Origin of the sequence: Pseudomonas sp. CM25, assembly GCF_013179705.1 — a bacterium.
Lineage (GTDB): Bacteria > Pseudomonadota > Gammaproteobacteria > Pseudomonadales > Pseudomonadaceae > Aquipseudomonas.
Map to the genome: position 1 here is coordinate 1 of NZ_JABMCW010000195.1, position 10547 is coordinate 10547.

A 10547-nucleotide genomic window follows, 5' to 3' on the forward strand; every position below is an offset into this window, starting at 1 on the left:
GGCAGCCGCCGACGCTTTTCGTACTGGCGAATCGGCGGTACTGGGTGGCATGGCAAAGCAGGACAATAGCCAGGGCCTGAACAACACCCCACGCCAGCCCGGTGTACTGGGTGGTGCAGCCTTCGCCGCTAACCGCGCTGCTAGCCTGCCTTACCGCGCCCTCGGTGCCGAGGATGCCTGGTTCGCTACGTTGAACTATGAAGCCGAACTGCGCACCCTGGCACGCCGCGAAGCGCTGGTCGAGAAGCGCCAAGGTCAACTGCCCAGCGGGGTGAAGTTCAGCCAGCGCATTGAACAGCTTGTGCAAAACCCTACCGCCAAGATGATCGAAGCGGCTGGCGAACACGCCCGCAACAACACGTTCAACAATAAAGCCGGTGCGTTTGCCAGCGCGATCATGTCAGCCAAGGCCAAAGCTCCCTGGCTTAACCTGATTGTGCCCTTCGTGCGCACCCCGGATAACATCGTAAAGTTTGGCCTCAAGCGCACTCCGGCAGCGCCGCTGCTCGCAGACGTTCGGGAGGATCTGATGGCGGGTGGTGCCAAGCAGGAGCGGGCCATTGCGCGCATTCTGTGGGGTACTGGCGTCATGGTTGGCGCCGGCATGTTGGCCCAGGCGGGTTACATCACTGGTGCCGGCCCCGACGACAAGAAGGAACGCCAAGCCCTGCTGGCCAGCGGGTGGCGCCCATACAGCATCAAAGTCGGCGGCAAGTATTACGAGTACAACCGACTCGACCCCTTCGCACAGTGGCTCGGCCTGGCCAGCGATATGGCCACCCTTAAGTACGACGAAAAGGATGGCGCCGACATCGCAGCCAATGTGCTCGGCTCGTTGGTGAACAACACCATCAACAAAACGTACATGCAGGGCCTGTCGAACTTCGTGGAGTTCCTGCAGGACCCCAAGCGCAACGGCGAATGGTATCTGCGCCAGCAAGCCGGAACGATGGCACAGCCTTTCACGCTGCTGAGCAACATTGCCAGTGAGCAAGATCCGTTCGCACGGGAAACCAACTCTGTGCTGGATCAGATCAAGTACCGAATGCCGGGCCTGCGCACCGATCTGCCTACGCGTCTTGACCAGTTTGGCGAACCCATGGCGAACCGCACGTACCCAGGCGGGCCTTTCTCCATTGCCGCACCTATCGCCCAGTCGCAGGAAAGCTCAGACCCCCTGCGCCAGGAAGCAGCGCGCATCGGCTGGACACCTTCGACTGCTGCAGATCACTTCACGTCCGGCAAGGTCCGCCATGAACTGACACCTACGCAGTACCACGAATACACCCAGCTGATTGGCCAGATCACCGCCAACAATGCGCGCCGACTCATGGCTTCCAAAGGCTGGTCCGCGCTCGACGACGACCAGAAGCGCGATGCCTTGGACAAGTCCGCAAAGAAAGCTCGCGATGCGGTGAAGCTGGCGATGATCCCTTACCTGACTTCGGGCAAACGCGCTGCCCTCGACAGACTGCGCGGCCAACTGGAGGCGCAACGATGAACACCAATATCGAACAAGCCAAGGTCGCTGTCCGCGATGCACAGGGCAATTACGACCGCCTGTGCCGGGCATACGAAATGCTGGGGCCACAGCTGGCACAGGCTGAGCAGGCACTGAATGCCGCACGCTTCAAACTGGCTCGCGCCACGCAGGAAGCCGGGTTCGCTGGCCAACGTGAAAACGAAATCGCAGCGTTGACCGCTGCGCTCAACGACGCCAAGGGGAATCGCCATGTTTGACCGCAGCCAGATTTTGCAGCTCCGCAACGACGCCGCGCTCGCGGCCATCGACACCAAGCGTGCCCGCATCGAGCCAGCAGACGACGGCGGTTTCGTTGTGATCATCGGCGCACCCGTGGTCGATATTTCCAGGCTGCTGGAAACGCTCCCACCAAGCCGCGTCGAAACCCGCAGTGCAATAGAGGCTGAGGGCCAGATGCTTCATGCACTGCTGACGATTCAGCGCAAAGAGCGTCAAGTCGTGCGTAGCGGGATCGTCGGCTGGACACCCGAGCAGATCACCCGCCGACCACTCGACCCCGCCGAGCTGGCGGACTACCAGGCCAAGGTATCGCACGCGACGAAAGTCGCACAGCTGCAGCGTGAACTGTCCCAGGCCATCGACCGCCGTGTGCGTGCCGAGCAAGACCAGCGCTCTGCCGATGAATTGGCGGAACGCTATGGCCTGACACAGCAGTCCAGTCCAGCCGCCAGCACACCTAGGCGCGCCCGCGCAGGAGTATCGAAATGAGCGAAGAACAAACCCAAGACGATTTCCTCGGTGAGATCGCAGCAGCGGCCACTGGCAGTGCTGGCATCCCTGACGACGTGAACGTCAACGATGCTGTGCCCAACGACGTCGCCGATCAGGTTGAGGCCTATGACGAGCACGCTGAGCGCCGTGACGAACATTTGGCCCAGGCCGACGACCAGGGTAACGAAGATCCCGCTGATGACAGCCAGGGCAAAGGTCGCCACCAGAAAGTCCCACTCGGTGCCCTGCAGGAAGAGCGGGCACGTCGCCAGCAAGCACAGGCCGAACTGGCACAACTGCAGCAGCGGCTCGCGCAGATCGAGGCGCAGACGCAGCAGCTGGCCCAGCAGCAACAGCAGGCGCAGCAACAGGCCGAAATCCCAGCGTTCGTCGACGACCCCGAGGGCCACCTGAACGGACTCAAGGCGCAATTCCAGCAGGAGCTGGAGAACCTCCGCCAGGGCCAGGCCCAATCCCAACAGTTTGTGCAGGAGCAGCAATTCCGCGCGCAGGTCAACGAGGTCGCGCAGGACACAGTGAAGTTGGAAGCAGAGGTCCGTAGTCAGCGACCAGATTACGACGCAGCGGTGGCGCATATGGACGCCCTTGCCATCGAGCACATTAAGCAGGCGTACCCCGGTGCGACCGAGCAACAGATTCGAGAAACCCAAGCCACCGCGCTGCTGCAGTTCGCGCTGCAGTGTCGCCAACAGGGGATCAACCCAGCACAGGCCATGTACGAACGTGCTGTGGCTACCGGCTTCCAGGGATCGCACCGCTCTGTGCGTTCGCAGCCCGCGCGACAAGCTCCTACCAGCCTGTCGAGCGTCAGCGGCTCCAGTCGTGCACCGGACCAGCGCGGTAACGTCTCGGCAAAGGACATTGCCAGTATGAGCAATGCGGACTTCGACAAGTTCTTCAACGAAATGGCTGCTGGGTCGACCCAGCGCCCGGCCTTTTGACGTGGGGCAATGCCCCCAGGAGTGTGCGACATGGGCGGTGGATCAGGCGGTGGCGGCAGCAGCACTACGGTACAAAAGGCCGACCCGTGGGCAGGTGTGCAACCGTACCTGTCCGAAGCCTATGCCCGCGCCAACGGCCTGTACGGCGGTGCCGGTCCCCAGTACTACCCTGGCCAAGCCGTAGCGAGCCCCAACTACCTTGAGGGCATGGGCCAGAACCAGACAATGGCAAACATGGGCATGATGGGATTGGCTGGCCAGAACGCGTTCGGTGCCAGCCAGAACATGATGACTGGTGCCCAAAATCAATTGGCCAATGGGCAGCAGCTCCAGGGCAACGCCACCACCAACATGCAGAACATGGCACAGTACCTCAACGGTGCCACCCCGTATGGCATGTCGGCACTCGACTCCATGCTGTCCCAAGCCACGCAGGCATCTGGCGGTATCGGCACAGTCAGCAACGCTGCTGGCCAGTTGGCAGGCTACGGCACCAGCGGTGGTATCCAGGCTGGCCAGTCGGGCACCATGAACGCCATGAACCAGCTGATGGCAGCTGGTAACCCAGCGAACAACCCGTACTTCCAATCGGCTGTGAATTCGGCAATTCGCCCGGTGACCGAGAACTTCAACGAGCAGGTCATGCCGGCCATCCGTCAAGGCGCTCAAGCTGCAGGGCAGATGGGTTCCAGTCGACAGGGCATCGCCGAGGGCATTGCGGCCCGTGGCTATCAAGACACGGTCGGGGATATTTCCGCGAACATGGGTAACGCAGCGTACGCACAGGGGCTGCAGGCCATGAACAGTGCTGGCCAGCTGGGTCAGGGCCTGACCTCGCAGGGCCTCGGCGCACTGAGCACAAGCGGTGCCCTTGGCCAAGGCCTGGCTGGCTTGTCGGCCAACAGCCTGGCAAACGCTGGCAGCCTGTCGCAGGGCATGACCGGCATGGGCGCCAGCCTGCAATCGCAGCTCGCTAGCCTTGGCCAGAACGGGCAGGAGAACGCGCTTACCAACCTTGGCCGGTCGCAGGCGCTCATCGGCGATGTGCAGGGTGGTCTGGCCTACCCTGGCAGCCTGATGACGCAGATGGGCCAGCAGAACACGGCGGATCAGCAAGCGCAGATCAACGCAGGCATGCAGCAATGGAACTACAACCAGAACCTGCCGTACTCGATGATCAGCGATTACCTACAGCTGCTGCAAGGCGCGCCCGGTAGCCAGACTACGCAGCAATCAGCGGGCGGTGGTAGCCGGCTCAGCGGTGCGCTGGGTGGCGCTGCCTCTGGTGCCGCACTGGGTTCCTTTGGTGGTCCGATGGGTATGGGGGTCGGCGCCGGCCTCGGTGCCCTGTATGGCCTGTTCATGTAAGGGGGTGGCACATGTCGTCAGGACCAACGCCGCAGATAGGCGAGAACGCATCGCGCGAAACCAAAATCTGCCAGCTCTTGTGCCGCCTCCGTAGGGATGTTGAGGACGGCCCCGGCACCGAGACTATCAAGGCTCGGCGCCGTGCTGCCCTCCGCGGGATGCAGGCAGCCATTTGGGCGGTGGAGCACCGCAGCAGGGTAGATGTGCTGGAGCAGGACCTGCGCGCCGAGCTGTTCGGGCTGTCGCCTGACGCAAGCACGCGCGTGGATGACGAATGACTGTGCCATTCCGGCACATGTGGAGGTGAGTGATGATCGACAAACGTGACGGTACGAAGCACCAGCCGGTCCCTAGCAAGGACCAATACTTTCCTCAGTCCGGGCGGCACCAGGATGGCAAAGCCAGCAGTGATACTGGCTTCGGCACTGACAAGGGGAAGCGAGGCAAGTGAAGGTCGGAAGGCCAAGGATGGCCTATTTATCGCCGCTCGATCAGCCTCGCTAGGCTGTCCGATACGCTTTGTTTAGGACCGCGTATAACTCTTCCCTACCCTGAAGGATTTTGAGACGCCACGCTTCCAGTTCCGTTACTTCGATTAGGTCGTTGTTTCGGGAAGAATAGCGGTGGTATTCACTGATGAGCGTGCCGAACTCCCTCAGCTTTTTTTGCTGCTCGGCATATCCCAGCAGAAGCAACCTGCCCTCGCTATTCGTGAGTCCCTTGAACAGGTGGAAAAGCTCAGTTCGAGCATCAGTAATCGTCTGCTCCCGCTCCTTGGTGATCTCCCGCCCACTGTCGACGCTGCGAGCCCAGTCAACAATGAAGGACCAATGTTTCAGCAGCGCATGAGTGGCTTCTTCTACGGCAAGCGTAACACTCTCCAGGATTTCCACGTTTTTGGCGTGCCTGTCCTTCTCCGCATTTTTTGCATGGCTCAACCGGTTATTCACCAACGTCGCGAGCCCAGTCACAACAGCACCTAAGCCGATTTTGACTGCAGTATCGGCTATCTCAATCCAAGTAGTAGGCACCGCTGCCCCCTCATCGACTGCAGAAACTCGGGATGATAGCGGTGCTGATGTGCAAAGGGAATCGATAAGGGGAGCACGGGCTAGTGCGCCCGCCTGGCCCCTTTGTCTATGTGATTGCTTGCCCTCAAGTTCAACCTGGAGTACTTGAGCCCCTGGGCGCCAACGGCTGTGCCAGGGTCGCCACGTAATCAGGGTCGCACATGTCCAGGATGTCGTCAGCGGCGCGCATTCGGACGGTGACCGGACGGGATTGGTTACGGGCGATGGCCACCAGTGCGCGAACTCGTTCAGGGGTGATTGGTTGGTCAGTCATTGTCGTTGCCCTCTTCGTGATCGATTACCAGGCCGCGTTGCTGCGTGATTTCCTGGAGCAGTTGCAGTGCCTGATCGTCGGTGGTGATCTGGTTCGATACATCGCGCTCCAGGCGCAGCTGCGACTGCTGTGCCTGGGCGGACAGCGCGGCCAGCACAGCGAGCAGGTGGCTTTCGTCGGAGCCCTTGCGCTTCGACTCGGCCGTTTCCGACTCGACCTCACGCGGCTTACCGACACCGTGGGCAAGCACATCGTTGCGCAGGTCACGCCGCAGACGTGGGTCGGTCGCCGGGTCGAGAGCCTCTTCGATGCTCTTGCGCATCATGATCCCAGCCCACTCAGCGGCCAGTATCTGATTCTCCAGCCGCACCTGCTTGAGCTTGGCCCGGTGGGCAGCAGCATCATCGACGACCTGCTTCGCAGCAGCCTTTTCGATTCTCCTGGCGGCAGAACCGTACACCTCCAAGCTGAACGAAACAGGTCGGTTCACGGTGCTGGAAATTGACTCACTCATGGTCATTACCTCCATGGGGCGGCATGCCATCTGGCGGTACGCCCGCTTCTAGATACTGGTTCCATACCGCTGCCGGCTGACGGTCCCACCAATCGTGGTTGGTCCAGCACCATACCTTGGTAGTCGGGTTGCTCGATGGCTTGCCGTCAGTGCCGGGCTTGAACAGCTGTTTGAAGCCGAGCGCCTTGAGGATCTTTGGCAGCGTCTGTGGAGTGATGCTGTAATCCCTCATCAGTTCAGGGTGCAGCCGCTGCAGTTGCTGGTAGATGCCCAGACACCGACCGATCTGCAGCGCAAAGGCACCCTCGCGCGCCGCGGCGCGCTCCTCCAGGAAGCTGACACCGTGCCCACGGGCGGCAAGTTGCATGTCCCGGGCCGCTTCGGTTTCCTGTGCTGGTGCATGGGGGTCCCACCCTTTAAAGTCCCAGGTGGCCAGCACATTGGCGAACACGCCCGCGCCCGGGCCGTCAATCCACGCCACTAGCTCTTCGTAGTAAGCATCTGGTTTGCGCGGTGCGAGACAGCGCATGACATTGATGCGCCCCTCGTTTCCGGTCAGCGGCAGCGCGTCGTCGTGGTTGGTGGTCAGGATGTAGTGCACAGTGTTGCGGACCTCACGGGCGGGCCTTCCCTTCGGCTCGATGACGACGCGCTCGGCGGAGACCCGGTTCTTGAACACCTCGAAGTTCGCCCGGTCCTTGCCCACCAGACGTACCTCATTGAGGAAAGCGATTCGCCGGTCCAGCAGCGCGTCGTCGAACTTGCAGGTAAGCAGTTTGCCGTCGCCATCCGTCAGCACCATCGACTGGCCGAACACCCGCGCAAGCAGCCGGCCGACCAGGTTCTTGCCGATCCGTCGATTCTCGGAATACAGCAGCCAGGCAGTAGGGATCTTGTCGTCAGGGTGTTGATACAGCCACGCCAGCCAGGACACGAACCGCACCGCCGTCGGCGCGTCCCCGTCCGCCAGGTACAGCAGGTGGTCCCATAGGATCGACATGTCATCGAAGGTGGCTGCCGTTGTGCGCTCCGCCATTTCCAGCTTGCGGATGTGCCATAGGTTGAACACGTCCCGGTCATCGTCACTTTCCGACAGTGCTGTCGGTTCCATTACCAGGTACATGACGACGCGCCGTTCGTGGCCTTTCCACTCCCACCAGATTTCGCCAGCTGGGAGCGATTTCCATTCGATCTTTTCACCGTCGATCTTGGCGACTTGCTCGATGGTGCCGTGACGGCTCTGGATTTGATGTTTCATGCCTTCTTTGGTCAATCGGCAGCCGCGCTTGATGTAGTAGGCATAGACCGCACCGTCTGCAGTCACGAGGATGAAGTCCTCACTGATGTAACGCAGTATCTCGCGCGACTCAGGGTCTATGTCGCCCACTTTGATTGTGGATCGACCGCCTTCCTTAGGGACCATCTTGATCACCGTGGCAGCAGGTGCCGTTGACGATGCTTGCTTGCCCTGCGCTTCAATGCCTGCTGCCACACTGGTCGGATTTTCGCCGAATTTGTGAACGGTGCCGGGCACTACGGACTGCTCGTTGGCTGCTTGGGTTGTCCCAAGAATGGTATGAGGCTTATCGTGTTTTGGTGCCCGTGAGCACAGGGTGCGCAGGTCAAACCCGTTCGCGAGCAAATCAATATCAGCGTTCACGGCGCGCAAGCTTGCGCTCGCAGAACTTGTTATACTATTACCCATCGGAATCACCTCTTAACCCTGGCTGGCTCTAACCCACGCCGGGGTTTTCTTTGCCCGTCGGTTACGCATGCTGCGCAGGGCGCTGTTCAGCCACGCGGGCCGCGATCCAAGCCTGGACTTCTTCCAGAACGAACCGTGATTTGCCTGCACGCCCGTCGCTACGACGCGGTCCCACGCATATCGGGGACGGAAAACCATCGGTTTTGATGAGCACGTAAAGGGTGCGCGGGTTCTTGTAGCCGAGCAGATCGGCAGCAGCCCGAATATCGATGAGGGTGACGTGGGGAGTAGACATGACGGGAACCTCGTAACAAGTCGGCTGGACTGTTCGTGGCGGTTCCCGTGAGTAGAGGGTGCGCGTAAGTTACTTCGAACTCTTACTTAACTACATACCAAAAAATGCACACGCAATACAACAAAGTAAGTGCTGCCGTTCGTCGCTTGGGCTGTCAAGCTTGTGCTTGGGAATCCAACCAATCGGACCACTTCTGTGCAGCCTCGCGCCGCTGCGTTTCCAACTCTGCACGCATGTAGGTATCGCCCAGCGCGCCCGGCACCCGATGGGCCAGCATCAGTTCCAAGGTCATCTGATCGACGCCGAGTTGCTCATAGGCAATCGACTGGAAGCTGGCACGGAAGCCATGAGCAGTGATCTGCCCGCGCTTATACCCCAAGCCGTTGATTAGCGCGGACAGCAGGCTATCTGCCTGTATGTGCCCAGCGGCATTGCCTGGGGACGGGAACACATACCCCCTGCCCTCACACTGCTCGAACAGCGTCCGCAGGATGTGGACCGATTGCGACGCAAGCGGCACAAATTGGATCTTGGGTTTGCCGTCCCTGCCCTTGGTCTTGGTGATGACGTAACGCCATTCTGCCGCGTCCAGGTTCACGTCACGCCAGTGCATCGCGGCCAGTTCAGCAGGACGGCAGGCGATGCGCACCAGCAGCCGCAGCGCGTTGCCTACTGATCCGTTGGCTCCCTCATAAGCATCAAGCCGGCGCATCAGTTCACCAAGGTCTGCGTACTCGGTAGGCTTGGTGAAAGCCGGATGGCTCTCAGCGGCATGATCCGGTAGCAAACCACTCTTGCCCTCAGCCACGTTGCGAGGCACCAGGTCAAGCAGTTCCGCGTACCCCAGCACAGACTTGGTGACGCCCAGCGCATAGCGCGCCATGGTCGGCTTGCGTTTCAACTTCTGAATGATGGTATCGACGTGACTGACCTTGATATCAGCAACAGGCAGATCACCCACGACAGGGTAGATGTGGTTCTCCAGTGCCCGCCCATATTGCTGCAGCGTGCTGGCCGCTAGCTTGGTCTTGGTGGCAAGGTAGCGCTCGGCCACGACCCGGAAAACATGTTCCTGCGCCAGCACCGCTTCCCGCTTGGCCCCCTCAACTGCCTCACGCTTGGCATCTATCGGGTGCCTGCCTTCGTCGATCAGCCCCCTCGCCCGTACCGCTTCATCCCTGGCTTGCTTGAGCGACGTTTGCGGGTAGGCACCGATGGTGTAGCGGTTCTCCTTACCGTCCAGGCGATACTTGAGCCGGAACACCTTTCCGCCCGCCTTGGAGATCTCCAGGTAAAGATACCCGCAGCCCTCGCCACCTACCCGGTGCTTGCCGGGTTTCTTCAGTGCGTCGATCTGCAGGGTAGTGAGCTTGGCGGACATGGGGGCATAGCCTCTCTGGCAGGGGGCAAATTACCCAGCCATTATGCCCCTTTCTGTAGTGATTCCAATGACCAACACGGAACACCACATGACAACGCGATACAACGCAGGCCCCATACAACAAGGCATTAAGAGCATCAGGCCGCTCTAATCCGGCACATGTAGAGGCGCTTCGCCTTCCCGCATGTAATCCGTAGGCATAACCTTTATGCCAATTATATTACCAACTCCGGGGTCTGTGCAGTTGCGGTAGTTATGGCCGGTTTCACGGCGTATTACGCTCCAGCCGCAGCGCTTCCGGGGTAGCCGGCAAGCGCTCGACCACCCGCAGCCGCTCGGGTGCCTGGCTGTCGCGCCAGGCCTTGAAGCGCGCCAGTTCGTCGGCCACGGTCTTCAACACCCAGCCCAGCACGGCGATGTCGTCGAGGAAGCCCACGCCCAGTATCCAGTCGGGGATGGCATCGATAGGGCTGACGAAATACAGCAGTCCGGCGACGATGGTGACCAGCGCCTTGGGGCTGATGGCGCGGTATTCGCCACGCCACCAGGCCAGGCACAGCGACTGCAGCAGCTTCACATCTTCGCGTAGCTGGCCCAGGCGTGGGCCTTTACGCGCCACGGCAAACAGCAAGGCCGGCAACCGGCCGCGGCTAAGCAGGCGCTCTGCCAACGGCAGGAAACGGGCGAAATTCCAGGGACCGCTCATGGAGCCTCCAAGAGGAAA

Annotated in this window: 12 protein-coding genes; 5 read left to right on the forward strand and 7 right to left on the reverse strand. The window is 60.8% G+C overall.

From position 1 onward, the window contains the following. Nucleotides 1–190: 190 nt before the first annotated feature. Genes HP546_RS19010 through HP546_RS19030 form a run of 5 tightly spaced genes read left to right on the forward strand, consistent with a single transcriptional unit; the run spans nt 191 to nt 4584 of the window. Nucleotides 191–1501, forward strand: coding sequence for a hypothetical protein (locus HP546_RS19010; protein WP_256678498.1), 1311 nt, complete (start codon nt 191–193; stop codon nt 1499–1501). Then, complete coding sequence (locus tag HP546_RS19015) at nt 1498–1740, forward strand: hypothetical protein (protein WP_172228322.1); 243 nt, start codon at nt 1498–1500, stop codon at nt 1738–1740. Before HP546_RS19010 ends, HP546_RS19015 begins: the two co-directional genes overlap by 4 nt. Then, nucleotides 1733–2251: a hypothetical protein gene (locus HP546_RS19020; RefSeq protein WP_172228324.1), complete on the forward strand. Its 519-nt coding sequence runs from the start codon at nt 1733–1735 to the stop codon at nt 2249–2251. Before HP546_RS19015 ends, HP546_RS19020 begins: the two co-directional genes overlap by 8 nt. Further along, nucleotides 2248–3216 carry a hypothetical protein gene (locus HP546_RS19025; protein WP_172228326.1) on the forward strand — a complete coding sequence of 323 codons (969 nt, stop codon included), beginning with the start codon at nt 2248–2250 and terminating at the stop codon, nt 3214–3216. Before HP546_RS19020 ends, HP546_RS19025 begins: the two co-directional genes overlap by 4 nt. Nucleotides 3217–3246: 30 nt before the next feature. Continuing rightward, a complete protein-coding gene (locus HP546_RS19030; RefSeq protein ID WP_172228328.1) occupies nt 3247–4584 on the forward strand; it encodes a hypothetical protein in 1338 nt (445 codons plus the stop codon). Nucleotides 4585–5084: 500 nt separating this feature from the next. On the opposite strand, the gene HP546_RS19035 is transcribed toward HP546_RS19030, so the two are convergent. The 7 genes from HP546_RS19035 to HP546_RS19065 all read right to left on the reverse strand — a co-directional run bounded on the left by HP546_RS19035 (nt 5085) and on the right by HP546_RS19065 (nt 10529). After that, the gene (locus HP546_RS19035) at nt 5085–5615 is read right to left on the reverse strand and encodes a hypothetical protein (RefSeq protein ID WP_172228330.1); all 531 of its coding nucleotides are present in this window, start codon (nt 5613–5615) and stop codon (nt 5085–5087) included. A gap of 130 nt (nt 5616–5745) precedes the next feature. Further along, the gene (locus HP546_RS19040; RefSeq protein WP_172228332.1) at nt 5746–5928 is read right to left on the reverse strand and encodes a hypothetical protein; all 183 of its coding nucleotides are present in this window, start codon (nt 5926–5928) and stop codon (nt 5746–5748) included. After that, complete coding sequence (locus HP546_RS19045; protein ID WP_172228334.1) at nt 5921–6442, reverse strand: hypothetical protein; 522 nt, start codon at nt 6440–6442, stop codon at nt 5921–5923. Before HP546_RS19045 ends, HP546_RS19040 begins: the two co-directional genes overlap by 8 nt. Beyond that, entirely contained in the window at nt 6435–8102 is a 1668-nt protein-coding gene (locus HP546_RS31690) for a primase-helicase family protein (protein WP_172228336.1), read from the reverse strand. Before HP546_RS31690 ends, HP546_RS19045 begins: the two co-directional genes overlap by 8 nt. 106 nt (nt 8103–8208) lie before the next feature. Beyond that, a complete protein-coding gene (locus HP546_RS19055) occupies nt 8209–8442 on the reverse strand; it encodes an AlpA family transcriptional regulator (RefSeq protein ID WP_172228338.1) in 234 nt (77 codons plus the stop codon). 154 nt (nt 8443–8596) lie between these two features. Beyond that, on the reverse strand, nt 8597–9823 hold the full coding sequence (locus HP546_RS19060) for a site-specific integrase (RefSeq protein ID WP_172228340.1): 1227 nt from the start codon (nt 9821–9823) through the stop codon (nt 8597–8599). A 265-nt stretch (nt 9824–10088) separates the two neighbouring features. Continuing rightward, nucleotides 10089–10529 carry a YkvA family protein gene (locus HP546_RS19065; protein ID WP_172228342.1) on the reverse strand — a complete coding sequence of 147 codons (441 nt, stop codon included), beginning with the start codon at nt 10527–10529 and terminating at the stop codon, nt 10089–10091. Between the last annotated feature and the right edge of the window lie 18 nt (nt 10530–10547).